This is a genomic window from Pseudoclavibacter sp. RFBB5, assembly GCF_002931555.1.
In the GTDB taxonomy this organism is placed as follows: Bacteria; Actinomycetota; Actinomycetes; order Actinomycetales; family Microbacteriaceae; genus Pseudoclavibacter.
This window is the reverse complement of record NZ_PSTZ01000007.1, coordinates 502,619-527,516: the sequence shown is the minus strand read 5'-3', so window position 1 is coordinate 527,516 and position 24,898 is coordinate 502,619. Positions and strand designations below refer to the sequence as shown.

Genomic DNA, 24,898 nt, shown 5'->3' with positions numbered 1-24,898 from the left:
CGACTCCCTCACCTCTCACGCACGGGCCTCGTCTTGAGGTCAGAAGGCAGAACTCTCTTGGCGAAGTCGACAACGTCATCGGCGCGTCGTGGTCGGGGTGCTGGCATCGTCCAGCGCGCCTGGCGCACGCTCACGTGGCTCCTGATCCTCATCCTTGCCCTCGTGGGCCTCAACTGGCTGGCCGTCGCCACGCAGGGCGGTCAGTGGACCCCGCGCCTCGCGCTCGACCTCGAGGGTGGCACCCAGGTTGTGCTCGCCGCTCAGCTTCCAGAGGGGCAGGCCGACCCGTCATCTGAGCAGATGCAGCAGGCGGTCTCCATCATCCGCCAGCGCATCGACGCCTCCGGTGTCTCCGAGGCCGAGATCACCACGCAGGGCGGACGCAACATCGTCGTCTCCGTGCCCGGCGAGATGGACCAGCTCACCCGCGACCGCATAGAGAACTCGGCCAAGCTCGAGTTCCGCGCCGTGCTCGTCGCCGACCAGGCTGCGAACACCCAGGCCATCCCTGCAGACCAGCTGCCGGAGGAGCTCTCGACGACGCCGACCGCCGAGCCGACCGATGCGAGCGACCTCAACTGGGTCACCGAGCAGATGTACGTCGACTTCGTGCAGTTCAACTGCGCAGACCTCGCTCCGGCCGCCGACATCGACCCGACCCAGCCGCTCATCACGTGCGACGACACGGGCACGGAGAAGTACGTCCTCGGACCCGTCGAAGTCACCGGCGAGCGCATCGCCGACGCCACGAGCGGTCTCACTACGACCAGCACAGGCGCCACCACGAACCAGTGGGCGGTGAACATCGAGTTCGACGCGCAGGGCACCCAGGAGTTCGCTGCCGTCACCGAGCGTCTCGTCGGCCTCACGGAGAACCAGAACAGGTTCGCCGTGACGCTCGACAACCAGGTCATCGTCGCCCCGACCACCAACGCCGCGATCACCGACGGCAAGCCGCAGATCTCGGGCAACTTCAACGAGGAGAGCGCGAAGGCGCTCGCCGACCAGCTGAAGTTCGGTGCGCTGCCGTTCAACTTCGTCGCGCAGTCCACCTCCACCATCTCGGCCACGCTGGGAAGCTCGCAGCTCGTGAACGGCCTCATCGCGGGCCTCATCGGACTCGCCGCCGTCGTGGTCTACTCGCTCTTCCAGTACCGGACGCTCGGGCTCGTGACCGTGGCCTCGCTGGTCATCGCCGCGGCCTTGACCTACATCGTGGTCACCTACCTCTCCAACCAAGAGGGGTACCGGCTGTCACTCGCGGGTGTCGCGGGCCTCATCGTCGCCATCGGCATCACGGCGGACTCGTTCATCGTGTACTTCGAGCGCATCAAGGACGAGCTGAGAGACGGCAAGGGACTCGTCTCCGCCGTCGAAGGCGGGTGGACGCGCGCGATCCGCACGATCCTCGCGTCCGACGCCGTCAACTTCCTCGTCGCGATCGTGCTGCTGTTCGTCGCCGTCGGCAACGTGCGCGGCTTCGCGCTGACCCTCGGCATCACGACCATCATCGACATCATCGTCGTGACCCTCTTCACGCACCCGCTCATGCGACTCCTCGCACGGACCTCGTTCTTCGCAGACGGCCACCCGGCCTCCGGCCTCGACCCGCGCTCGCTCGGCGCCGTCTACCGCGGCCGCGGAACGTTCCGCACCCCCGAGCAGAAGAAGCGCGGCGCGTCGCGTGAGGCGACGAAGCGCCAGACCCTCGCCGAGCGCAAGGCGGAAGCCGCCAAGAAGGGCGGAGCCGACGACCTCGTGAGCGCAGGAACGCCTGCGGCGGAGCAGACGTCGACGACAAGCAAGGGGGAGAAGGCCTGATGAGCAAGTTCCAGACGCTCGGCAACGACCTGTACACCGGTGAGCGCTCGATCGACTTCGTCGGCAGGCGGAAGATCTGGTTCTCCATCGCGGGGATCGCCGTCCTCATCTCCATCCTCGTCCCGATCCTCCGGGGTGGCCTCGAACTCGGCATCGAGTTCACCGGCGGTTCGGAGTTCCTCGTCTCGCAGCCGGCGACCGACGAGCAGGAGCCGGCCATCGCCGCGGCGGCCGAGTTCACGCCCACGCCGGCCAAGGTCGCCGTCCTCGGCGACGGCGGCATCCGAGTCCAGACCGACTCCCTGTCCGAAGAGGCCAACACCGAGCTGCGCGCGCAGCTCGCCGAGGCCTACTCCGTTCCCGTCGAGGACGTCAACCTGTCGACGATCGGGCCATCCTGGGGCCAGGACATCACCAGGCAGATGGTGATCGGCCTCGCGGTCTTCGTCGCGGTCGCCGCCATCCTCATGTCGCTGTACTTCCGTACCTGGAAGATGTCCATAGCGGCGCTCGTCGCCCTCGCCCACGACCTCGTCGTCACGGCGGGCGTCTACGCCATCACCGGCGTCGAAGTCACCCCGGCGGCCGTGATCGGCTTCCTCACCATCCTCGGCTACTCGCTGTACGACACCGTCGTGGTGTTCGACAAGATCCGCGAGAACGCCGAGGACTACAACGCGGAGTCCTCGAGGACGTTCGGCGAACTCGTCAACCTCGCGATCAACCAGACGCTGGTGCGCTCGATCAACACGTCGGTCGTCGCGCTCCTCCCGGTCGGCGGGATCCTCTTCATCGGCGCCTTCCTCATGGGAGCAGGCACGCTGCGCGACATCGCACTCGCGCTGTTCATCGGGATCTTCGTCGGGGCACTCTCGACGATCTTCGTCGCCGGCCCGCTCTACGCGGCGCTCCGGTCGCGAGAGCCGGAGATCGCACGCACCGACAAGCGCATTCTGGCAGCGCGCGCTCGCACGCAGAAGGATGGCGGCGACGTGGAGGGCGACGCTCTCGACGACGACGCGGAGACCCCGGAGGCATCCGAGTCGGCGTCGAAGGCATCGGCGTCCTGACGACCGTCCGCACGGTGATAACTTGTCATCACCCTGGTCCGCGTATTCACGCAGGCCAGGGTGATGATGCATATGGAGGTGCTGCATGAGCGAAGTTTCCTCGCTGCGCTGGCGAATGCCGAGAATGTTCGCGAAGCAGCCTGTCCACGTTCTCGAGCCGATTCTCAAATCGCTCAGGAAGCACGACCCCCGCGCCAACACCGCGCTCGTGCAGCGCGCCTACGAGGTCGCGAAGGATGCGCACGAGGGGCAGTTCCGACGCAGCGGCGAGCCGTACATCACCCACCCGGTCGCCGTCGCCAAGATCCTCGCCGACCTCGGCATCGGCTCGATCACCGTGGCAGCAGCCCTGCTCCACGACACGGTCGAGGACACGGAGTACACGCTCGACGAGCTCCGCTCCGATTTCGGTGACGAGATCGCGATGCTCGTCGACGGCGTCACCAAGCTCGACAAGGTCAAATACGGCGACAACGCGCAGGCGGAGACCGTTCGAAAGATGGTCGTCGCGATGTCGAAGGACATCCGCGTTCTCGTGATCAAGCTCGCCGACCGTCTCCACAACGCCCGCACCTGGGGCTTCATGTCGCCGGAGAAGGCCAAGAGCAAGGCCAAGGAGACCCTGGAGATCTACGCCCCGCTCGCGCACCGGATGGGCATCCAGGCGATGAAGAACGAGCTCGAGGACCTCTCGTTCGCCGTCATCAATCCCAAGATCTACTCAGAGATCAAGAACCTCGTGGCCCACCGGCAGCCGGAGCGCGAGAAGTACGTCCAGCGCGTCATCGCCGAGGTGCAGTCCGACCTCCGCCAGCTGAAGATGCGCGGCGACGTCTACGGGCGCCCCAAGGAGCTCTACTCGATCTACCAGAAGATGATCGTCCGCGGACGGGACTTCGACGAGATCTACGATCTCACCGCCATCAGACTCATCGTCGACTCGGTCCGCGACTGCTACGGCGTGCTGGGAGCGATCCACGCCAGGTGGACGCCGATGCCCGGCAGGTTCAAGGACTACATCGCGACGCCCAAGTTCAATCTCTACCAGTCGCTGCACACGACGGTCATCGGGCCGGACGGCAAGCCGGTCGAAATCCAGATCCGCACCGTCGAGATGCACCGCCGCGCCGAGTTCGGTGTCGCGGCGCACTGGATGTACAAGCAGAACGCCCAGTCGGGCAAGCAGGACAAGGCGGATGAGACCCAGACCGAGATGGCCTGGCTCAAGCACCTCAGCGACTGGCAGCAGGAGACGACGGACCCGGGGGAGTTCCTCGACTCGCTGCGCTTCGACCTCGGCGCGAAGGAGGTCTACGTCTTCACACCGCAGGGCAAGGTCATCGGTCTCAGCGCAGGGGCGACACCCGTCGACTTCGCGTACGCCATCCACACCGACGTCGGTCACCGGACGATGGGCGCGAAGGTCAACGGGCGGCTCCTCCCGCTCGACTCGAAACTGCAGAACGGCGATGTCGTCGAGGTGTTCACCTCGAAGAACCCGGACGCGGGACCGAAGCAGGACTGGCTGGCGTTCGTCGCGAGCGCTAGGGCGAAGAACAAGATCAGGCAGTGGTTCTCGAAGGAGCGCCGCGACGAGGCGATCGAGCAGGGCAAGGACTCCGTCGCGAAGGCACTCCGCAAGGCGGGCCTCCCGCTCAACAAGGACCACGTCCAGGAGGCGTTCTCGTCGGTCGCCTCCAACCTCCGCTACCTCGACGTGACCGCCCTCTACGCGGCCGTCGGCGACGGCCACGTCTCGACGCAATCCGTCATGGAGAAGCTGCAGGCCGCGCTTCGGCAGGAGCAGGACGTCCCGGCCGCCGATGAGGCGCCGCAGTTCACGCCCGGCACCACCATCCCGACCACGAGCGACTCCGGGGTGCTCGTCCGCGGCGCGCCCGACATCCTCGTCAAGGTCGCCAAGTGCTGCACGCCGGTTCCGGGTGACGAGATCCTCGGCTTCGTCACGCGTGGGCAGGGCGTCTCGGTGCACCGAGCCGACTGCAACAACGTGGCGAGCCTGCTCCGCGAGCCGGAGCGCATGATCGAAGTCCAGTGGGCGCCGAGCTCGTCGAGTGTGTTCCTCGTCAACATCCAGGTCGAGGCGCTCGACAGGTCTGGCTTGCTGAGCGACGTCACGCGGGTGCTGAGCGAGCACCACGTCAACATCCTCTCGGCGACGGTGCACACCTCGAAGGCGCGCCTCGCGATCAGCAAGTTCTCGTTCCAGATGGGCGACACGACGCACCTCGACCGGGTGCTGAATGCCGTGCGCCGCATCGACGGCGTCTACGACGTGTACCGCGTCAAGACCCAGTAGCAGCTGTCGCCAACGTCGCACGTCTCCTCGCCAGAGCAGCGAACGGCCGACGCAGCGTGACGTGGGTCGCGAGCAGCTCGACGGGATCCAGTTCAAGTCGCCTCACGGCGAGTTCGATGGTCGCCTGGTCGGCTGTCGGGTCGTGGAGCAGATCGAACAGCGCCAGCCACGGCACGACGACCCGCACGCCGCCGACGAGCCGGACCGCAGCGTCTGGCGGAGCGGTGGAGCGATAGCGGACGCCGACGAGATGCTGCCTGGGCGGACGCGCTCCACGCTGCGTGGAGATGGTGAGCTCCGACGGGGCAGGTCCGCCCGCGTGCACCCAGACGGCTGAGGCACCACCCACCGCGGCGGTTCCCATCACCAGGGGAGCGAGCGATGCCGCTCGGTCTCCCGGGGTCAACCGGTCGGCCACGGACGCATACGCGACTGCGCAGGCGTGACCGAAGCGGACGACGACGCCATCGCGCCTCATGACCTGCAGCTCCACATCGGGCAGCAGACGAAGCGGGGCAGGATGCACACTCGCATCCTGCCCCACTTCGTGGTCTTCGCGCCGCTCAGCCTGGTGAGCTGTGGACAGCGCTCGACGTTCTAGCTGCCGATGGCCCCGAGCCACACGCGGCGGGCTTCGAGCGCCTCCTCGGCTTCCTTCACGGCACGCTTGTCGCCACGAGCCTCCGCGGCGGCACGCTCGGCTTCGAGCTTCTCGATCGCCTCGGTGAGCTGGCTGTGCATGCCCTGGCTGCGCGCCTGGCGCTCCGGGTTGGACTTCTGCCAGTGGTCGTCGTCGAGCTTGCGAACGTGCTGCTCGATCGCGCGAAGGCGGTCTTCTGTCGACTTGAAGTTCTCGCGAGGAACACGGCCGATCTCGTCCCAGCGTCGCTGGATATCGGCGAGCTTCTCGCGTGCCGCGCGGCGGTCGGTGATCTGGAGGATCGGCGTCGCCTCCTCGAGCAGCGCTGCCTTGGCCTCGTAGTTCGCCGCGTACTCGACGTTCTCGGCCGCGTCGACCTCGCCCTTCGCCTGGAAGAGCACGTCTCCAGCCGCCTTGAACTGGTTCCACAGGGCGTCGTCGTACTTGCGGCCAGCACGGCCAGCGGCCTTCCACTCGTCGAGCAGGCGACGGTACTCAGCCACGCCGTCCGCGCCGCGAGGGGCGAGCGCCTCGGCGCGCTCGAGGATCTTCGTCTTCGCATCCCGAGCGGTCTTGTGGCTCGCGTCGAGGTCGGCGAAGAACGCACGACGCTCGCGCTCGAGCGTGCTCCTGGCACCACGGAAGCGCTTCCAGAGCGCGTTGGCCTCGGCCTTCGGCAGGCGCGGCCCGTCCTGCTGGTGCGCCTTCCACTTCGTGAAGAGCTCGTCGATGCTCGCCGTCGTCTGCTTCCACTGGATGGAGGCTGGGGGCTGGGCGGCGAGGCGCTCGGCCTCGACCACGATCGCTTCGCGTTCCGCGAGAGCCCCGGCGATCTCCTCCTGCTGCGCTTCGCGCTGCTGCTCGGTGAGCTCGCTGACCGTCCCGCCGAGCGCGTCGAGGCGCGACCGGAGCGCCGCAAGGTCGCCGACGGCGTTCGCGTCGCTCAGCTGCGCGCTGAGGTGCTTGGCCGACTTCGCGATGTCGGAGGCCGGTGCGCCGTTCTTGACGCGCTGCTCGAGCAGCGAGACCTGACCCTCGAGGTCAGAGAACTTGCGGACGAAGTACGCGAGAGCCTCCTCGGCCGTGCCGTCAGGGTACTGGCCGACCTTGCGCTCAGTCCCTTCTTCGATCACGTACACGGTGCCGTCTTCTTCGACGCGGCCCCACGGGTTCTGGGGGAGTGCAGACATGGCGGGTATTCCCTCACGGTAGGCGTTTGCGCAGCTTGCGCGACTGACTCCCCATGCTAGGACACTGCGGACGCTTCGTTCACCAGCGCATGCCCAGTCTCTGCAGATGACGGAGAGTCCCGTCGCCGCGTCAGCGCGGTCCGACCCGCTACTCGAGCGTGAGCGACGTGATCACCGCGGGTGCGACCGGCGCACCATCGCCGCCCCCTGAAGCGGGGTCGACACCGGCGTCCACGATGCCCGTGATGAGCTGGTCCAGTCCGTCCGTGACCTGACCCATGACGGTGTACCCGCCTGCGGCGTCACCGGGGAGGGTCGTGTCCTCGTAGACGATGAAGAACTGGCTCCCCATGCTCTCGGCGTTGCCGCCCTGGCGGGCCATGGCGATCGTGCCGGCCGGGTAGACCCCGTCCTCCGGCGCGTTCTCGATCGGGCCCCAGCTGTAGCCGGGCCCACCCGTCCCGGTGCCGGTCGGATCGCCGCACTGCAGCACGAAGAGCCCCTCGGTCGTGAGGCGGTGGCAGGAGGTGTCCGTGAAGTAGTTCTCACCGCTGAGGGAGACCATGTTCGCGACCGCCTGGGGAGCTGCCGCGCCGTCGAGCTCGATGCCGAGCGTGAGATCGTCGTTGAACGTCAGCTCGCCCGTCCAGGTGCGCGCCTCGGCGATGGCCGGGTCTGGCACCTCGCCGGCGGGCGTGGCCGCAGGCGTCGAGGTCGCGTCCGCTGCGGGTGCTGGGGCGCCGGGGCCGCCGGTGAAGTAGAAGACCTGCAGGGCGCCGACGACAAGCGCCACGACGACGAGGGCGACGGTCCAGACGCGGTTGTCTCGACTGCGACGTCGGACACCCCGTTCGTGGACGGCGACGCGCGCCTCGTACTCGCGGGTACGCCGACGCTGTTCACGCGTGTTCTTCTCCGAAGTTGCCACTGTGCCTCATTCGCTTGTCCTCAGCATGCCGTGCAGGCACCAGAGGGGAGTTTACTAACATCGGGCCTCATGACCGGTGACGCGCCAAGCCTGGCGGGTACAACCGCGCCCCTCGCGGTGCGGATGCGCCCGCGTTCCCTCGACGAGGTCGTCGGTCAGCGGCACCTCCTGCGCCCGGGGTCACCCCTCCGCGCGCTCGCATCCCCCGAGCAGGACGCTCGGGCTGGCACCTCCGTGATCCTCTGGGGTCCGCCCGGAACGGGCAAGACGACGCTCGCGCAGGCGATCGCGCATACCTCGGGCAAGCGCTTCACGCAGCTCTCCGCGATCTCGGCCGGTGTCAAGGACGTGCGCCAGGTGATGGACGAGGCGCTCACGCAACGCGATCTCTACGGCATCCAGTCGGTGCTGTTCCTCGATGAGATCCACCGGTTCACGAAGGCGCAGCAGGACGCGCTCCTGCCAGGCGTTGAGAACGGCTGGGTGACGCTCGTCGCGGCCACGACGGAGAATCCGTCGTTCTCGGTCATCAGCCCGCTGCTCTCTAGGAGCCTGCTGCTCACGCTGCAGCCGCTCGACGAAGCAGATCTGATCGAGCTCATCGACCGCGCCTCCACCGACAAGCGAGGACTCTCAGGGGTCTTCGAGGTCGCGGACGACGCCAAACGGGCCATCGTGCAGTTCTCTTCCGGAGACGCGCGGCGCGCGCTCACCACACTCGAGGCCGCGGCCGCCGCAGCGCAGGCCTCCGAGCAGACGACCATCGACGCCGAGATCGTCACGAGCGCCTCCGACCAGGCGCTCCTGCGCTATGACAGGGACGGCGACGAGCACTACGACGTCATCAGCGCGTTCATCAAGTCCGTCCGAGGGAGCGACCCGGATGCTGCGCTCCACTACCTTGCGCGGATGATCGTCGCGGGGGAGGACCCGCGCTTCATCGCCCGGCGCCTCATCGTGCTGGCGAGCGAGGACATCGGACTCGCGGAGCCACGTGGGCTCGAGATGGCAGTCGCCGCGGCAGACGCCGTGCAGCTCATCGGCATGCCGGAGGGGCGGATCCCGCTGGCTCAGGCGACCGTGTTCCTGGCTACGGCACCGAAGTCCAACGCCGCCTACTCCGGCATCAACGCCGCCATCGCCGATGTCAAGGCGGGCGGCATCGGCCGCGTTCCCAAGCACCTCAGGGACGCGCACTACGCAGGAGCGAAGCGCCTCGGTCACGGCAAGGGGTATAAGTACCCTCATGACGACGCGCGCGGCGTCTCCGAGCAGCAGTACCTCCCCGACGAGCTGAGCCAGCGCGAGTACTACTCGCCGACTCGCTTCGGCGAAGAGCGCGAGATCGCTGCCAGGCTCGAGAAGCTCCGCGCCATCACCAAGCCGGGTACGTGACGGTACACCGCACTGTGCTAGTCTTTCTCGGTCTACGTCCCGGGACCGTGCGGCTGCGCGTCTGGGAGTAAGGCGTGCAGTCTGTAGCCGACGCACGCGCGACACTGCTCAAGTTTGACGCCGGGGCATGGCCTTGGCGGAGAGCAACTTCATTTCTGCGCGCTCACGCGCGCCAAACTTCGCTCGAAAGGCAATTGTGTCCAAGACCTCACGTTCACGCAGCAAGGTGCGCCTCAGCCGCGCACTCGGCATCGCGCTCACCCCGAAGGCTGAGCGCGCGCTCGAGAAGCGCCCGTACGCACCGGGCGAGCACGGCCGCACGCGTCGCAAGACCGACAGCGACTACGCCGTCCGTCTGCGCGAGAAGCAGCGCCTGCGCGCCCAGTACGGGCTCCGCGAGAAGCAGCTTCGCATCGTCTTCGAAGAGTCGCGTCGCGCGGCAGGCCTGACGGGTGAGAACCTCGTCGAGCTGCTCGAGATGCGCCTCGACGCGCTTGTCCTGCGTTCGGGCTTCGCCCGCACGACGGCTCAGGCTCGTCAGCTCGTGGTGCACCGCCACATCCTCGTCGACGGCAAGCTCGTCGACCGCCCCAGCTTCCGCGTGAAGCCGGGACAGCTCATCCAGGTCAAGCAGCGCTCGGAGGCCCTCGAGGTCTTCCAGGTCGCCGCAGCCGGTGGCCACGCGGACGTCCTCCCGAAGCTCCCCGCGTACCTCGATGTCGACCTCGCAACGCTCCAGGCGCGCCTCGTGCGTCGCCCGAAGCGCGTCGAGGTCCCGGTGACGTGTGAAGTCCAGCTCGTCGTCGAGTACTACGCTGCTCGCTAGCCAAGCTGGCGCTCCGGTTCGCCGGAACTGGCAGTTCGGGGCAACCCGAGCCGCCGGAGCCAACTAACATAGGGGCGGGTCATCGCAAGATGACCCGCCCTTTTGTCTGTCCTGCGGCGCTGCGGCGTTCGTCTATCCGTGCGGCGACGCGCCGCGCTCACTAAGGAGCAAGCACCATGTCTGGTGGCGACATCGCCGGCCTCATCGCGGCCGCAGTCTTCCTCATCCTCGTCCTCCTGCTCGCTGTTCCCCTGCTGAAGCTCGGCGGGGTGCTCGACGAGGTGCGCAGCGGCATCCGCGAGTCCGTCGACGCGATCACGCCAACCCTCGCCGAGACGCAGGTCACCGTGCTCGAGGCCAACAAGCAGCTCGCGAAGATCGACAGCATCACGACCCACGTCTCCGAGACCACGAGCAACGTCTCAAGCCTCGTCGCACTCACCGCGGCGACCGTCGGCGGCCCCCTCATCAAGCTCGCCGGCTTCTCAGCCGCCGTGCGCTCCGGCATCTCCAGCCTCAAGAGCGATGGACCTGCGACGGTCAAGTCCACCTCGAAGCCGAAGAAGCCGAAGAAGCGCGCAACGCGCTGACCCGCCAGACACCCGCTCACCACGTTCCAGGAGATCTCATGCGCACAGCGCTCAGCATCATCGGCGGTATCGCCGCAGGCTTCGCCCTCGCCCACCTCGTCAACTCGACCCCAGCAGGCCGCACGTTCTTCTCCGGCGTGAACGGACGCGTCGACGAGTTCACCGAAGCCGTGGCGGAGGGCTACCGCGCGCGCACGCAGGACCTCACCGCGGCTATCGCCGACATCAAGTAGCGCGACACCCCACCCACATCCCGGGGGGCCTCGTCGCCCGTCGCCAGTCGCCACAGAAAGAGCCACACAGCACGATGCAAACCGCCGAGATCCGTCGCCGCTACCTCGACTTCTTCGAGAAGCGGGGGCACACCGCAGTCCCCTCAGCGCCCCTGGTGAGCGACGACCCGACGATCATGTTCACGATCGCGGGCATGGTTCCGTTCATCCCGTACTTCACGGGAGTGGTCCCGGCCCCGTTCGACCGCGCGGTCAGCGTGCAGAAGTGCATCAGGACCAACGACATCGAAGAAGTCGGCAAGACCCCTCGACACGGCACCTTCTTCCAGATGTGCGGGAACTTCTCGTTCGGCGACTACTTCAAGCAGGGCGCGATCGAGTTCGCCTGGGAGCTGCTGACCACGCCGGAGAGTGCGGGCGGGCTCGGATTCAAGCCGGAGGACCTCTGGATCACGGTCTACGAGAAGGACGACGTAGCACGCGGCATCTGGCGTGAGGTCACGGGGTTCCCGGATGCACGCATCCAGGGCCTCGGCATGAAGGACAACTTCTGGTCGGCGGGCGGCCCCGGCAGCCCCGCCGGTCCCTGCTCCGAGATCTTCTTCGACCGTGGCCCCGCATACGGAGCCGACGGGGGACCGGCAACCGACGACGACCGCTACGTCGAGATCTGGAACCTCGTGTTCATGCAGTACGAGCGCGGTGAGGGAACCACGAAGGACGACTACGAGATCGTCGCCGACCTCCCGAAGCAGAACATCGACACGGGCATGGGCCTCGAGCGCATCGCCTTCATCAAGCAGGGCGTCGACAACATGTACGAGATCGACCAGGTTCGCCCGGTCCTCGACAAGGCCGCTGAGATCTCCGGCAAGGCCTATGGTGCCTCCCACGCGGACGACGTGCGCATGCGCGTCGTCGCCGACCACGTGCGCTCCTCGCTCATGCTGATGGCCGACCGGGTCGAGCCGGGCAACGAGGGACGCGGGTACATCCTGCGACGCCTCCTGCGCCGGGTCGTCCGAGCCATGCGCCTCCTCGGGTTCGAAGGCGCCAGCCTCCCGCAGCTCCTGCCCGCTTCCAAAGACGCGATGAAGGACGCCTACCCAGAGCTCGCGGACGAGTTCCCGCGCATCGCGCGTCTCGCCTACGCAGAAGAAGAGACCTTCCTCCGCACGCTCGCAGCTGGCACGGCCATCCTCGAGACCGCCGTCACCGAGACGCGTGCGAGCGGGGTGCAGCACCTCTCCGGTGAGACCGCGTTCAAGCTCCACGACACCTTCGGCTTCCCCATCGACCTCACCGTTGAGATCGCCGAGGAGGCGGGCGTCAGCGTCAACCGCGAGGCGTTCGAGCGGCTGATGAGCGAGCAGCGCACGCGTGCGAAGGCGGATGCGAAGTCAAAGCGCTCCGCCCTTGCCGACGTCTCGGTGTACAGCGAGTTCCGCTCGCTGGGCGAGACCACGTTCGTCGGCTACACCGACCTGACCCACGAGAGCGAGGTGCTCGGGCTCATCGTCGACGGTCACCCCGCCGTCAGCGCCAGCTCCGGACAGCAGGTCGAGATCATCCTGGCCAGCACGGCGCTCTACGCGGAGTCGGGCGGACAGGAAGCAGACTCTGGCCAGATCACCTCAGCCACCCGCGGACTCGTCGCGGACGTCGTCGACGTCCAGCGGCCCATCGCGGGCCTCGTGAGCCACACCGTCACCATCGTCTCCGGTGAGGTCGCCGTCGGCGATCGCGTCGAGACGATCGTCGACCCGGCATACCGTCGCAGCGCCAACCAGGCCCACACGGCGACGCACCTCCTCCACGCCGCGCTCCGCGACGTGCTCGGACCCGACGCCCACCAGTCCGGCTCGTACAACAAGGCCGGGTACCTGCGCCTCGACTTCTCCTGGAGCCAGGGACTCACGAACGACACGAAGGCCGAGCTCGAAGGCATCGTCAACGACGCCATCCGCGCCAACCACGTCGTCACGACCCGCGAGATGGACCTCGACGAGGCCAAGTCGCTCGGGGCTCGCGCCCTGTTCGGCGAGAAGTACGGCAGCCGGGTGCGGATGGTCGACATCGGCGGCCCCTGGTCGCGAGAGCTGTGCGGCGGCACGCACGTCGGCAGCTCGTCGGAGATCGGGATCGTCAACCTGGTGGGGGAGTCCTCCGTCGGCTCGAGCAACCGCCGCATCGAGTCGCTTGTCGGGCGAGACGCCTTCGCGGACTTCGCCGTCGAGCGCGCCATCGTCTCGCAGCTCACGAGCAACCTCAAGGCCCCACGCGAGCAGCTCGCCGACCGCGTCCAGGACCTGGCGACGAGCCTCAAGGCCGCTCAGAAGCGCATCGCGGAGCTCGAAGCCGCCGAGGCCATGCGGCGCGTGCCCGCGATCGCCGCCGAGGCCAGCTCCGCTGGGAGCGTCCTGCTCGTGGCGAAGCACCTCGGCGAGGTCCGTAGCGCGGACGAGCTCCGCTCGCTCGCGCTCGCCGTCCGCGAGCAGCTCGGCGACCGACCTGCCGTCGTCGCGCTCGGCGCCGCCTCCAACGGCAAGCCGATCGTGCTCGTCGCCACCAACCCGGCCGCGCGTGACGCTGGGGCCGCAGCAGGCGCCCTCGTTCGCATCGCGGCCCCGATCCTCGGCGGAGGCGGCGGCGGGAAGCCGGACGTCGCGCAGGGCGGCGGCACCGACGTCGAGCGCCTCGACGACGCGCTCGCCGCGATCCGCACTGAACTCGCGAATGGCTGACATCCGTCCAGGCACGCGCCTCGGCGTCGACGTGGGCAAGGCCCGCGTCGGCGTGAGCAGGAGCGACCCGCACGGAATGCTCGCGACGCCGCTCGAAACGGTGCCGCGGGACGGAGCCAAGGGCGATGCCCACGCCAGGCGGATCGCGGAGCTCGTCGTCGAGTACGGCGCCATCGAGATCGTCGTGGGCCTCCCGCTGTCGCTCTCAGGTGCCGAGACCGCATCGACTGCGGACGCGCGGGCGGTGGCCGAGCAGATCGCCGCCCACTCTCCGGTTCCACTCAGGTTGGTGGACGAGCGTCTGACGACGGTCAGCGCGAGCCGGCAGCTTCGCGACGTGGGCCGGAAGGCCTCCAGATCTCGGAACATCATCGACCAGGTGGCGGCAGTCGTCATCTTGCAGACCTCGCTCGACGCGGAGCGCCAATCCGGACGTGCGCCGGGTGAGCTCCTCTCCCGAAAGGATCAGGACTCTGACGGACAACCAGCCCCCAGGTAGCCAAGAAGGTCGCAAGCGATTCACCCCGGACGATCCGTTCGGTGACCTCTTCTCCGACGAGACCGCGAAGCAGGCGGACGCAGGCGACGGCAGTCCGCGAAGGTCCGGCGGGAACCGCAGGCGCCAGTCGGCCGCGGTCAAGCAGGGCAAGCGCAGTCTGATCGTCATCCTCGTGCTCGTCGTTGTCGTGGCAGTGAGCGCGGCGGTCGTCTGGTTCGGCTTCGGCTCCCAGCTGCGCAGCCTGTTCGGGGGTGGTGCGTCCTCTGCGGACTTCGAGGGCAGCGGGAACGGCACGGAGATGGCGTTCACCATCGAATCCGGCGACACCGGCACCTCCATCGGCGAGCGACTCGCCGAGGTCGGCATCGTGAAGTCCCCTGGCGCCTTCGTGGATGAGGTGCTCGCGCAGCCCGAGGATCCGGTCTTCATCCCAGGCAGCTACGGAATGCAGGAGGAGATGAGCGCCGAATCCGCGCTCGCCTCGCTGCTCGACCCCGCGAACCGCCAGGAGTCGACCGTCGTGATTCCGGAGGGCACAGCGCTCCAGGACGTTTACGCACTCATCGAGGGTGGCGTCGGCATTCCCGTCGCCGATCTCGAGGCGGCGGCCATCCCGGCGAACTTCGGACTCCCCGCCGAGGCGACGACCCTTGAAGGGTTCCTGTTCCCGGCGACCTACAGCTTCGACCCCGGCGTCGACGCGAACACGGTGCTGAAGACGCTGGTCGACCGCATGTTCCAGTCACTCGACGAGCACGGCGTCGCTCCAGAGGCACGCTGGGACACGATCCGCCTGGCCTCGCTCATCCAGAAGGAAGCGGGCCTCCGCGAGGACTACTACAAGGTCTCGCGGGTGTTCCTCAACAGGCTCGACATGGGCATGCTCCTGCAGTCCGACGCGACGGTGGCCTATGGCACCGGCAACACGCACCGAGTCTCGACGAGCGATGCGGAACGCGCCGACGCTGCGAACATCTACAACACCTACGTGCATCCGGGGATGGTCGCGGGGCCGATCTCGAACCCGGGTGACATCGCTATCGATGCTGCCGTGAACCCCGCCGACGGGCCGTGGGTGTACTTCGTGACCTGGAACCTCGACACGGGGGAGACCATCTTCTCCGAGACGTTCGAGGAGCACGAGGTCGCGGTCGCCAAGTGGCTCGCGTGGATGGAAGATCACCCCGAATATGGCTGAGGCAGGCGTGGACTCGCCGGAGACCAGGCTCGCCGTCCTCGGCTCGCCCATCGACCACTCGAAGTCGCCGGCGATCCATGCCGCGGCGTACAGGGAGCTCGGGCTGGACTGGCGCTACGAGCGATTCGACGTTCCGGAAGGCGAGCTCGCCGGCTTCATGTCGACGCGCGGACCGGGGTGGCGGGGGTTCTCCGTCACGATGCCCCTCAAACAGGAGGCGCACGAATTCGCTTCCTGGCTCGCCCCGGCCGCTGTCGAGATCGGGGCCGTCAACACGCTCGTCTTCGACGATCCGGACGCAGGCGGCGCCGCTCGTGGGTGGAACACGGACGTGCTCGGGTTCGTCGCCGCGCTGAACGGTGCGGGGATGGAGGCTGCGCCGAGGGTCCGCCTGCTCGGGGCCGGTGGCACGGCGGCGGCCGTGGTCGCAGCGCTGCCCTCCCTCGGCACGTCTGAGCTGCGTGTCGTCGTCCGCGCGCCCGAGCGCGCGCGGGAGCTGGCCACGCTGGCATCATCGCTCGGGGTCGGCGTCGACGTGCTGACCTTCGCCCAGTTCGACGCCCTGCCGGCCGAGTCCAAGCACGCCGAGCTCGTCGTCAACACCATCCCGGGTGACCAGGACCATCTCCTGGTCGATGAGGCCTGGGTCGACGGAGCACTCCTGTTCGACGTGCTCTACGACCCGTGGCCGACGAATCTCGCGTCGCGCTGGCTGTCTGCTGGCGGACGGGTCGTCTCCGGACTCGAGCTCCTGCTCGAGCAGGCTCTCGTGCAAGTGCGTCTCTTCACGGGACGCGGGGTGTCCGAACGGCTGCCGCGAGAGGCCGAGGTGCGGGCCGCGATGCGGAGCGCCGCGCTGCGCGTGTCAGAATAGTCCAATGCTTCGATGGCTCACGGCCGGGGAATCCCACGGCCCAGAACTCCTTGCGATCCTCGAGGGACTCCCAGCTGGTGTCCCGCTGTCCCTCGACGATCTCCGCACCGACCTCGCGCGGCGAAAGCTCGGCCACGGCCGGGGAGCGCGAATGAAGTTCGAGCAGGACGAGCTGACGCTCTCCGCGGGCGTGCGCCACGGCGCCACGATGGGTTCGCCCATCGGCATCCGCATCGGCAACACGGAGTGGCCCAAGTGGGTCGAGGTCATGAGTCCGGAGCCGGTGGATCCCGCCGTGTTCGACACTGGCCGGGGTGCGAAACTCACGCGTCCACGCCCGGGACATGCCGATCTCATCGGCATGCAGAAGCACGGCTTCGACGACGCCCGCCCCGTCCTTGAGCGCGCGAGCGCCCGTGAGACAGCGGCGCGCGTCGCGCTCGGTGCGATCGCGAAGCGCTTCCTGGCCGAGCTGGGGATCACCACGCTCAGTCACACGCTGGCCATCGGCACGGTTCGCGTTCCAGACGACGCGCCCCTGCCCGTCTACGCGGACCTCGCGGCGATCGACGCCGATCCCGTCCGCGTCTTCGATGCGGAGACGTCGGCGGCGGCCGTCGCGCTCATCGACGAGGTCCGCAAGAGCGGCGACACGCTCGGCGGGGTCACGGAGGTCCTCGTGTGGGGACTGCCGCCTGGCATCGGCTCCTACGTGCACTGGGACCGTCGACTCGACGCGCGTCTCGCGAAGGCGCTCATGAGCGTCCAGGCCATCAAGGGCGTCGAGGTCGGCGACGGGTTCGAGACGACTCGTCGTCCGGGAACCTCGGCGCACGACCCGCTCTACGTCCGGGATGGCTCCATCGTGCGCTCGAGCGACCGCGCCGGCGGTATCGAGGGTGGCATGGCGACGGGCACGGTCCTGCGCGTGCGCGCGGGCATGAAGCCGATCGCGACCGTTCCGAAGGCGCTGCACACCGTGGATGTCGCCACCGGTCAGGACGCGGCGGCACACCACCAGCGCTCCGACGTGTGCGCGGTCCCGGCCTCCGGCGTCGTCGTCGAGGCCATGGTGGCCCTCACGATCGCGGACACGATCCTGGAGAAGTTCGGCGGGGACTCGGTGGCGGAGACGAAGCGGAACATCGAGAGCTACCTCGGGAGCATCCCACCCCTGCTGCGCACGTCCCACGAGTCGGTCTCCGAGTCCGAGCTGCAGGCTGGTCCCGTCGACGAGACGCCGATGGGGGACTCGCTGAGCGAGTGGCGCGTATGAGCGTCGTCCTCATCGGCCCGCCGGCGGCCGGCAAGTCGAGGGCCGGGCGCCGCCTCGCGAAGGTGCTCGGCGCGAGCTACGCCGACACCGACAAGGTGATCGTGGCGCGCCACGGGGCGATTCCCGACATCTTCGCCGCGCACGGGGAAGTCGAGTTCCGGCGACTCGAACGCGACGTGATCGCGGAGCACCTCGAGACGACCGAGGTCCTCTCACTCGGGGGCGGGGCAGTCATGGACGTCGAGACGCAGTCGCGGCTCGACGGCCACACCGTCGTGCTGCTGACCGCGTCCCCCGCTGCCATCACGGAGCGCATCACCGGCAACTCGAAGCGGCCGCTCATCACGGGCATCGAGAGCTGGACGCAGATCTACGAAGCCCGTCGCGAGACGTACGAGCGTCTCGCGGACGTGAGCTTCGACACCTCATTCCGGCCCATGGTCCGCGTCGTCGACGACATCGCGGAGTGGCTGGAGCAGAACTCCAAGGAAGGACCAAGCGACGTTGCCTGAGATCATCGAGGTTCCCGGCGCCCACGGCGACATCATCATCGGGGGCGGCCAGTTCCGCGACGCGGCCGCCGTGGTCCCGGCGCTGCTCGGCGAGGGCGTCGCCAAGGTCCTGATCGTGCACGCCCCCCACCTCGCGAATGTGGCGGAGCGTGTCCGGGAGCAGCTCGTCGGCGAGTACACCCAGGTTCTGATCGCCGAGATCCCGGATGCGGAGGGCGCGAAGCGCATCGAGGTGGCCGCGTTCTGCTGGCAGATCCTCGGCCAGGCGGACTTCACGAGGTCGGACGCCGTCATCACGATCGGCGGAGGCGCGACGAGCGACATCGGCGGCTTCATCGCCGCGACGTGGCTGCGTGGCGTCAAGGTCGTGCACATGCCCACGACGGTGCTCGCGATGGTCGACGCAGCGATCGGCGGCAAGACAGGGCTGAACACGAACGAGGGCAAGAATCTCGTCGGGTCCTTCCACCCTCCTGCTGGCGTCGTCATCGATCCGGAGATCCTCGACAGCCTGCCGCGAAACGAGCTCCTGGCCGGCTTCGCCGAGGTCGTGAAGGCCGGCTTCATCGCGGAGCCGGAGATCCTCGACATCATCGAGCGTGACCCGGAGCGGGCTACCGACCCGACGACCCCCGAGTTCCTCCGGGTGCTCGAGCTCGCGATCCGCGTCAAGGCGCGGGTCGTCGGCGAGGACTTCACCGAGCAGGGGCTGCGGGAGATCCTCAACTACGGCCATACGCTCGGGCACGCCATCGAGAACGCGGAGCGCTACCAGTGGCGCCACGGTGCCGCCATCTCCATCGGCATGGTGTTCGTCGCCGAGCTGGCGAGGCTCTCCGGGCGCCTGGACGACGCGACCGCGGACCGCCACACGGCGATCCTCGAGCTCCTCGGTCTCCCCACGAGCTATCCAGCCGGCCGCTGGAAGACGTTGCTCGCCACGATGCGCCGCGACAAGAAGGCGCGGGGCGCCATGCTCCGGTTCGTCGTCCTCGATGGCCTCGGGCGTCCGACGATCATGCGCGCGCCGGACGAGAGCCTGCTCTTCGCCGCGTACCAGGAGATCGCCAGCTAAGCGCCCCGGCGTTCGTCGCACCGAACATACTCATCAATCGTCACGCCCGATTCGAAGCGCCGCGTCGCGCTCAGGGTGAATGCCTGCGGTGAGTATCCAGCGTGGCCGAAGAGCGGAACGCCGGCACCGAAGACGACCGGGTTCCGCTTCAGAACGAGGCGGTCGATCTCGCTGCGCAGCGAGCCGGCGAGCTCCCCTCCGCCGCAGAGCCAGATCGGCAGCCCGTCCTCGTCCTTCAGCCGCCGGACGGTGTCGACGGGGTCGCTCGTGAGCGTCATGTCATCAGCGACGCGCCGGTCGCCGCGGCTCGCGACGACCTGACGCAGATGCGGGTACGGGCTCTCGATGCCGACATCGAGAGCTGGGCGTAGGGTGTTCCAGCCCATGATGACGGTGTCGAACCTCGTGCCGGGGGCCCGCATTCCGAGCGCATCAAGGACATGCGCAGGGAACGCGTCGGGGTAGTCCGCGAGCAGGGTGGCCATGTGGTCGCCCTCCATCGGGAAGGCGTCGAAGCCTCCGCTCGGGTCGGCGATGAAACCGTCGATGCTCGTCGCGACGTAGTACACGAGCTCTCGCATGGGCTGCTCCTCTGTCTCACTGGTGCGAGGACCCTACGACGCGGCCCTGGGTCGCCGCTGCCAGGGCGGCGTTCAGCAGCAGCCGGTCCGCTCTGGACCCTCCAGGTATCGGAACGCCCCGAGCCGGTGGTAGCCCAGCCGGTCGAAGAGCCGGAGCGAGGCGTCGTTGCCGTCGACCACCATGGCGAGGCACGACGATGCGCCGAGCGCGAAGGCCTCGTGCTGCGCGCGTTCGAGCAGCAGACGGGCGTACCCACGGCCCCGGCTCGCGCGAGCCGTGACCAGGCAGTCGACGACCCCGATGCCGTCGAGCACCGAGAGCCGCGCGGTCGCCACGTTGGAACCGTCGACGCTCACGCTGAGGAAGCTCGGCGTGCCCTGGCGCAGGATGCGCGGGGCGAGGCGGCGGTCGCTCGGCAGGCGTCGGCCGCTCCAGGTCAGCCAGGCGTCGAGCCAGTCGGGTGGGAGCTGCGGGGCGGATACCGAGAGGACCGCGGATGGATGTGAGCCAGCGAGCGACTGGTGAGGGCCGTCTGCTGGGCCGAGCGCACGCGCGAGGACTCCGCCGGAGAGTGACGTCACGTAGCCGAACGCCCGCAGCGCCGCCACTTCGTCCGAGTCACTCGAGTCGGTCGTGAGGAAGCGGCTGGGGAGGCCACGCACACGGTACGCCTCCTCGACCGTGCCGATGGCCGTCTCCACGTCCCCCACCTCGCCGAGCATCCACACGCTGTTCGCACGCCGCGTGAACCCCTCGGAGAATCCGACGGCCCAGCCGCCGAGACGCCGTTCGTCCAGCGCGGGCCAGCTGGCGCGCAGGGCTCTGCTGGCGTCCTCGACGGACGGCGTGGACGACCCCGTGGTCGCCAGGGTCTCGAACTCGGCGGACATGGTCCGAGGCTAGGTCGTCAGGGACAGCGCCGCCAGCCCTCAGGTGCCGTCCGCGTGCTCGCATCGTCTAGCCTGGTGGACGGCCCAGCTGCAGCGTCATCCTCGTTCGACGAGGCGCCGGAGCTATCGGCCGCACTCATGAGCAGAAGGACACAGTTGACCAGGCGCATCGTCTTCCTCGACATCGACGGCACTCTCATCGACGAGCAGGAGCGCATCCAGCCGTCGACGGTCGAGGCCGTCAGCCGCGCGAGGGCCGCCGGCCACCTGGTCTTCATCTGCACCGGCCGGTCGCGCGCGGAGATCTACCCCCAGATCCTCGACATCGGCTTCGACGGAATCGTGAGCGCCGGCGGCAGCTTCGTGTGGTTCGATGGGGAGACGCGCGTCTCACGCACGATGTCGCTCGACGACGTCGCCTTCGCCATCGACGTGTTCACCCGGTCTGGGATCGATTTCTACGTGCAGAGCGACTCGGCAGTCGTCGCAAGTCCCGGCTTCCGCGCGCACCTCCGGAGGCTGCTCGCCGTCGAGCTCGCCGACTCCGACCGTGTCGAGGCCGACGGAGCGCTGCAGTTCGAGACGTTCTTCGAGGAGGGTGGCGAGGTGCTGCGAGACGACATCGGCAAGATGTGCTTCCTGAGCGCCGAAACCCCCATCGACGCTATCCGCGAGGCCTTCGCCGGACGCTTCGACGTCATCAACGCCACGGTCCCTGTTCTCGGCCCCCACAGCGGCGAGCTCCTGCAACTCGGCGTGAACAAGGGGAGCGCCATCCTCGAGGTGTGCCGCCTGAAGGGGCTCGAGCGGGCGGACACGATCGGGATCGGCGACAGCATCAACGACGTCGAGATGCTCCAGCTCACGGGAGTCGGCGTCGCGATGGGCAACGCACCCGATGCCATCAAGGCCTACGCCGACCAGGTGACGACCGGCGTCGACGACAACGGGGTCTGGAACGCGTTCGTGCGCAACGAGCTCATCTCGGCGGACGAGTCGGTCGTCCCGACCGCGGCCTTCGCCTGACCCCGTCTATAGACTGACCCGCATGCGCATCCTCGTTCTCGGCGGCCCCAACCTCGATCGACTCGGCACGCGCGAGCCGGAGACGTACGGCACGCAGACGCTCGCCGACATCGTCGAGCTCCTCCGCGCTGCAGCTGGCGGCGGCGTCGAGATCGACGCACGGCAGTCCAACTTCGAGGGCCAGCTGGTCGAGTGGCTGCATGAAGCGGCGGATGCGCGCACCCCGGTCATCCTGAACCCCGCCGCGCTCACCCATTACTCCATCGCGCTCCGCGACGCGGTCTCGATCGTCACGGAGACGGGGACCCCGGTCATCGAGGTGCACCTGTCGAACCCGCACGCACGCGAGACGTTCCGGCACACGAGCGTCATCTCGGCGGTCGCGACGGGCGTCGTCGCCGGTCTCGGCGCAGGCTCGTACCTGGCGGCACTCGAAGGCATCCGCGCCATGAGCGAGGCGAAACAGGCCTCTTCGGAGACCCTGCACTAGACTTCTCCGGGGCCGCTGGGGCAAACGCCTCGCGCCGACAGCTCGCGCGTACCTCAACCAGGTGGCGATAACTGAAGAATCCCGCTCTTGCGCGGGATGGACACGGAGAAACTTCCATGGCAACTACGGCAGACATCAAGAACGGCGTTGTGCTTCTCATCGAGAAGCAACTCTGGCAGGTCATCGACTTCCAGCACGTCAAGCCCGGCAAGGGCGGTGCCTTCGTGCGCACCAAGCTCAAGCAGGTCGTCAGCGGCAAGACCGTCGACCGCACGTTCAACGCCGGCGCCAAGATCGAGACCGCGACGGTCGACCGCCGCGACTTCCAGTACCTCTACCGCGACGGCGACGGCTACGTCTTCATGGACCAGACCGACTACGACCAGATCACGCTCGACGAGCGGATCGTGGGTGACGCGGCCAAGTACATGCTCGAGCAGCAGAGCGTGCAGATCGCGCTGAACGAGGGCGAGCCGCTCTACATCGAGCTCCCGCCGTCGGTGGTGCTCGAGATCACGTACACCGAGCCGGGCCTGCAGGGCGACCGCTCCAATGCGGGCACCAAGCCCGCGACCGTCGAGACCGGCGCGGAGATCCAGGTTCCGCTGTTCGTCGACGCCGGCACGAAGGTCAAGATCGACACCCGCACGGGCGACTACCTGGGCCGCGTCAACGACTAGTGAGCGCGCGCACGAAGGCGCGCAAGCGCGCCATGGACATCCTGTTCGCCTCCGACGTTCGCGGGACCCCGATCCCCGAGCTCCTCGGCCAGGAAGCGGAGCGGGCCGCTGATGAGCCCGACCGCGCGGCGAGCTGGCGCTACGCCAGGGAGATCGTGCTCGGCGTCATCGAGCACGCAGATGAGATCGACGGCTACATCGTCGAGACCGCTCGCGACTGGACGCTGGAGCGCATGCCCGCGCTCGACCGCTCGATCCTCCGCGTCGCGATCTGGGAGCTCAAGTACAACGACGAGATCCCCGCCGCCGTGGCCATCACCGAGGCCGTCAGCGCCGCCGGTGAGTACTCGACGGACGCGTCGGGCAAGTTCATCCACGGCGTGCTCGGCCGCATCAGCGAGCAGTAGCCGATGCTAGGCTGGGGGCTCGAGCCGAGACCGCCACAGGCGAGACGGCCCGGCCCCCAGTTCCAGACATCCTTTAACACCGTCCAGTGAGGCGGGGAAGGAGGTCGACGTGCCCCAGCGAACCGTGCTGAATCACGACGACGTTCAACGAGCCCTCGTGCGAATCGCGCACCAGATCCTCGAGCAGAACCGTGGGTCGAAGGACCTGCTCCTGCTCGGCATCCCGAGCCGAGGAGTTCCCCTCGCGAAGCGCCTCGCCAGCCTCATCGCCGGCTTCGAGGCCTCGAACGGGACACACGTCGACGCCGCGGAGATCGCTGGCGCACTCGACGTGACGATGTACCGTGACGATCTGCGCCGCGGACCGGCACGCGTCTCGCAGCCCACGCACATCCCTGTGGGCGGCATCGACGGCAAGACCGTGGTGCTCGTCGATGACGTGCTCTTCTCCGGCCGCACGGTGCGAGCCGCCCTCGACGCGCTCAGCGATACCGGCCGGCCTCGTGCCGTGCAGCTCGCCGTCCTGGTCGACCGCGGGCACCGCGAGCTCCCGATCCGCGCGGACTACGTCGGGAAGAACCTGCCCTCCGCCCGGAGCGAGCGCATCGGCGTCGAGCTCACGGAGCTCGACGGCGGCGACCGCGTCGTCATCACCGACGGGGGACGCGCATGAAGCACCTGCTCTCCACGAAGGGCATGAGTCGCGAGGACGCGATCATGCTGCTCGACGTCGCCGAGGACATGTCGGATGTCGGCGACCGCGAGGTCAAGAAGCTGCCAGCTCTTCGAGGCATCACCGTCGTGAACCTGTTCTATGAGGACTCGACGCGCACCCGCATCTCGTTCGAAGCCGCGGAGAAGCGACTCTCCGCTGACGTCATCAACTTCGGCGCCAAGGGATCGAGCGTCTCCAAGGGAGAGTCGCTCAAGGACACGGCGCAGACGCTCAAGGCCATCGGCGCCGATGCCGTCGTCATCAGGCACCCCTCGAGCGGCGCGCCGCAGCTCCTCGCCGAGCGTGACTGGATCGACGCCCCCATCCTGAACGCCGGCGACGGCATGCACGAGCACCCCACGCAGGCGCTCCTCGACGCGTTCACGCTGCGACGTCGCGTCCACGGACGCGCCGCGGCCCGCGGAAAGGGACTCGACGGCTGCCACATCGTCATCGTCGGTGACATCCTGCACTCGCGAGTGGCCAGATCGAACGTGTGGCTCCTCACGACCCTCGGGGCCGAGGTCACGCTCGTCGGCCCGCCGACCCTCGTCCCCGTGCGCACGGAGTCCTGGCCGGCGACGATCACGAGCGACCTCGACGCGGCGCTCGCCACGCACCCGACCGCGGTCATGCTGCTCCGCATCCAGGCGGAGCGGATGCACGACGCCTTCTTCCCGAACACGCGCGAGTACGCCAAGAACTGGGGGCTCGGCGAGACCCGGTTCCGGAGCCTGCCCGAGGCTACGATGGTCATGCATCCCGGCCCCATGAACCGCGGTCTGGAGATCTCCTCGATCGCCGCCGACTCACCGCAGTCGACCGTCCTCGAGCAGGTCGCGAACGGCGTCGCCGTCCGCATGGCCGCGCTCTACGTGCTCTGCTCCGGCGAGCGCGAGGGGAGCGGCTCGTGAACC

25 protein-coding genes are annotated in these 24,898 nt (G+C 68.2%); 20 read left to right on the top strand and 5 right to left on the bottom strand.

Translation table 11 applies throughout. The features are described from left to right. The first annotated feature begins 57 nt into the window (after positions 1–57). From secD to C5B97_RS10360, 3 genes are all read left to right on the top strand, one after another. Positions 58–1,821 (top strand): protein translocase subunit SecD, encoded by a 1,764-nt coding sequence (secD, locus tag C5B97_RS10370; RefSeq protein WP_258068129.1) that lies wholly within the window; start codon positions 58–60, stop codon positions 1,819–1,821. Further along, positions 1,821–2,891, top strand: a complete 1,071-nt coding sequence (secF, locus tag C5B97_RS10365) for a protein translocase subunit SecF (RefSeq protein ID WP_104311979.1) — start codon at positions 1,821–1,823, stop codon at positions 2,889–2,891. The genes secD and secF overlap by 1 nt, the downstream gene beginning before the upstream one ends. Positions 2,892–2,976: 85 nt before the next feature. After that, positions 2,977–5,211, top strand: a complete 2,235-nt coding sequence (locus C5B97_RS10360) for a bifunctional (p)ppGpp synthetase/guanosine-3',5'-bis(diphosphate) 3'-pyrophosphohydrolase (protein WP_104311978.1) — start codon at positions 2,977–2,979, stop codon at positions 5,209–5,211. On the opposite strand, the gene C5B97_RS10355 is transcribed toward C5B97_RS10360, so the two are convergent. The 3 genes from C5B97_RS10355 to C5B97_RS10345 all read right to left on the bottom strand — a co-directional run bounded on the left by C5B97_RS10355 (position 5,198) and on the right by C5B97_RS10345 (position 7,969). Further along, positions 5,198–5,737, bottom strand: a complete 540-nt coding sequence (locus C5B97_RS10355) for a hypothetical protein (RefSeq protein ID WP_181026973.1) — start codon at positions 5,735–5,737, stop codon at positions 5,198–5,200. The genes C5B97_RS10360 and C5B97_RS10355 overlap by 14 nt on opposite strands. A gap of 71 nt (positions 5,738–5,808) precedes the next feature. Beyond that, positions 5,809–7,041 carry a DUF349 domain-containing protein gene (locus tag C5B97_RS10350; RefSeq protein ID WP_104311976.1) on the bottom strand — a complete coding sequence of 411 codons (1,233 nt, stop codon included), beginning with the start codon at positions 7,039–7,041 and terminating at the stop codon, positions 5,809–5,811. 148 nt (positions 7,042–7,189) lie between these two features. Beyond that, positions 7,190–7,969 carry a peptidylprolyl isomerase gene (locus C5B97_RS10345; RefSeq protein ID WP_104311975.1) on the bottom strand — a complete coding sequence of 260 codons (780 nt, stop codon included), beginning with the start codon at positions 7,967–7,969 and terminating at the stop codon, positions 7,190–7,192. A gap of 69 nt (positions 7,970–8,038) precedes the next feature. Between C5B97_RS10345 and C5B97_RS10340 the strand changes: the two genes are divergently transcribed. The 11 genes from C5B97_RS10340 to aroB all read left to right on the top strand — a co-directional run bounded on the left by C5B97_RS10340 (position 8,039) and on the right by aroB (position 19,191). Further along, on the top strand, positions 8,039–9,364 hold the full coding sequence (locus tag C5B97_RS10340; RefSeq protein WP_104311974.1) for a replication-associated recombination protein A: 1,326 nt from the start codon (positions 8,039–8,041) through the stop codon (positions 9,362–9,364). 196 nt (positions 9,365–9,560) lie between these two features. Beyond that, positions 9,561–10,190 carry a 30S ribosomal protein S4 gene (rpsD, locus tag C5B97_RS10335; protein WP_068484404.1) on the top strand — a complete coding sequence of 210 codons (630 nt, stop codon included), beginning with the start codon at positions 9,561–9,563 and terminating at the stop codon, positions 10,188–10,190. Between the two features lie 176 nt (positions 10,191–10,366). Continuing rightward, positions 10,367–10,780, top strand: a complete 414-nt coding sequence (locus tag C5B97_RS10330) for a DUF948 domain-containing protein (protein ID WP_104311973.1) — start codon at positions 10,367–10,369, stop codon at positions 10,778–10,780. Positions 10,781–10,818: 38 nt separating this feature from the next. Next, complete coding sequence (locus C5B97_RS10325) at positions 10,819–11,013, top strand: Na+ dependent nucleoside transporter N-terminal domain-containing protein (protein WP_104311972.1); 195 nt, start codon at positions 10,819–10,821, stop codon at positions 11,011–11,013. Between the two features lie 74 nt (positions 11,014–11,087). Continuing rightward, positions 11,088–13,757 carry an alanine--tRNA ligase gene (alaS, locus tag C5B97_RS10320; RefSeq protein ID WP_104311971.1) on the top strand — a complete coding sequence of 890 codons (2,670 nt, stop codon included), beginning with the start codon at positions 11,088–11,090 and terminating at the stop codon, positions 13,755–13,757. Position 13,758: 1 nt separating this feature from the next. Then, positions 13,759–14,256: a Holliday junction resolvase RuvX gene (gene ruvX, locus C5B97_RS10315; RefSeq protein ID WP_219819811.1), complete on the top strand. Its 498-nt coding sequence runs from the start codon at positions 13,759–13,761 to the stop codon at positions 14,254–14,256. Beyond that, positions 14,201–15,454 carry an endolytic transglycosylase MltG gene (gene mltG / locus C5B97_RS10310; RefSeq protein ID WP_258068127.1) on the top strand — a complete coding sequence of 418 codons (1,254 nt, stop codon included), beginning with the start codon at positions 14,201–14,203 and terminating at the stop codon, positions 15,452–15,454. The genes ruvX and mltG overlap by 56 nt, the downstream gene beginning before the upstream one ends. Continuing rightward, complete coding sequence (locus tag C5B97_RS10305; protein WP_104311968.1) at positions 15,447–16,328, top strand: shikimate dehydrogenase; 882 nt, start codon at positions 15,447–15,449, stop codon at positions 16,326–16,328. The genes mltG and C5B97_RS10305 overlap by 8 nt, the downstream gene beginning before the upstream one ends. Before the next feature lie 4 nt (positions 16,329–16,332). After that, a complete protein-coding gene (aroC, locus tag C5B97_RS10300; protein ID WP_104311967.1) occupies positions 16,333–17,604 on the top strand; it encodes a chorismate synthase in 1,272 nt (423 codons plus the stop codon). Next, entirely contained in the window at positions 17,601–18,116 is a 516-nt protein-coding gene (locus tag C5B97_RS10295) for a shikimate kinase (RefSeq protein ID WP_104311966.1), read from the top strand. The genes aroC and C5B97_RS10295 overlap by 4 nt, the downstream gene beginning before the upstream one ends. Positions 18,117–18,153: 37 nt before the next feature. Further along, entirely contained in the window at positions 18,154–19,191 is a 1,038-nt protein-coding gene (aroB, locus tag C5B97_RS10290) for a 3-dehydroquinate synthase (protein ID WP_258068271.1), read from the top strand. Here aroB and C5B97_RS10285 read toward each other — a convergent pair. Beyond that, positions 19,188–19,772 carry a dihydrofolate reductase family protein gene (locus C5B97_RS10285; RefSeq protein ID WP_104311964.1) on the bottom strand — a complete coding sequence of 195 codons (585 nt, stop codon included), beginning with the start codon at positions 19,770–19,772 and terminating at the stop codon, positions 19,188–19,190. The genes aroB and C5B97_RS10285 overlap by 4 nt on opposite strands. A 72-nt stretch (positions 19,773–19,844) precedes the next feature. Further along, positions 19,845–20,663 (bottom strand): GNAT family N-acetyltransferase, encoded by an 819-nt coding sequence (locus C5B97_RS10280; protein WP_104311963.1) that lies wholly within the window; start codon positions 20,661–20,663, stop codon positions 19,845–19,847. A 156-nt stretch (positions 20,664–20,819) separates the two neighbouring features. On the opposite strand from C5B97_RS10280, the gene C5B97_RS10275 reads away from it, so the two are divergent. From C5B97_RS10275 to C5B97_RS10250, 6 genes are all read left to right on the top strand, one after another. Further along, positions 20,820–21,689 carry a Cof-type HAD-IIB family hydrolase gene (locus tag C5B97_RS10275; RefSeq protein WP_181026972.1) on the top strand — a complete coding sequence of 290 codons (870 nt, stop codon included), beginning with the start codon at positions 20,820–20,822 and terminating at the stop codon, positions 21,687–21,689. Between the two features lie 22 nt (positions 21,690–21,711). Continuing rightward, entirely contained in the window at positions 21,712–22,179 is a 468-nt protein-coding gene (gene aroQ / locus C5B97_RS10270; RefSeq protein WP_181026971.1) for a type II 3-dehydroquinate dehydratase, read from the top strand. A gap of 116 nt (positions 22,180–22,295) precedes the next feature. Beyond that, entirely contained in the window at positions 22,296–22,859 is a 564-nt protein-coding gene (gene efp, locus C5B97_RS10265) for an elongation factor P (RefSeq protein ID WP_068484432.1), read from the top strand. Further along, entirely contained in the window at positions 22,859–23,266 is a 408-nt protein-coding gene (gene nusB, locus C5B97_RS10260; RefSeq protein ID WP_068484434.1) for a transcription antitermination factor NusB, read from the top strand. Before efp ends, nusB begins: the two co-directional genes overlap by 1 nt. A gap of 109 nt (positions 23,267–23,375) precedes the next feature. Further along, complete coding sequence (gene pyrR / locus C5B97_RS10255; RefSeq protein WP_104253262.1) at positions 23,376–23,939, top strand: bifunctional pyr operon transcriptional regulator/uracil phosphoribosyltransferase PyrR; 564 nt, start codon at positions 23,376–23,378, stop codon at positions 23,937–23,939. Continuing rightward, complete coding sequence (locus C5B97_RS10250; protein ID WP_104311960.1) at positions 23,936–24,895, top strand: aspartate carbamoyltransferase catalytic subunit; 960 nt, start codon at positions 23,936–23,938, stop codon at positions 24,893–24,895. Before pyrR ends, C5B97_RS10250 begins: the two co-directional genes overlap by 4 nt. Positions 24,896–24,898: the final 3 nt, after the last annotated feature.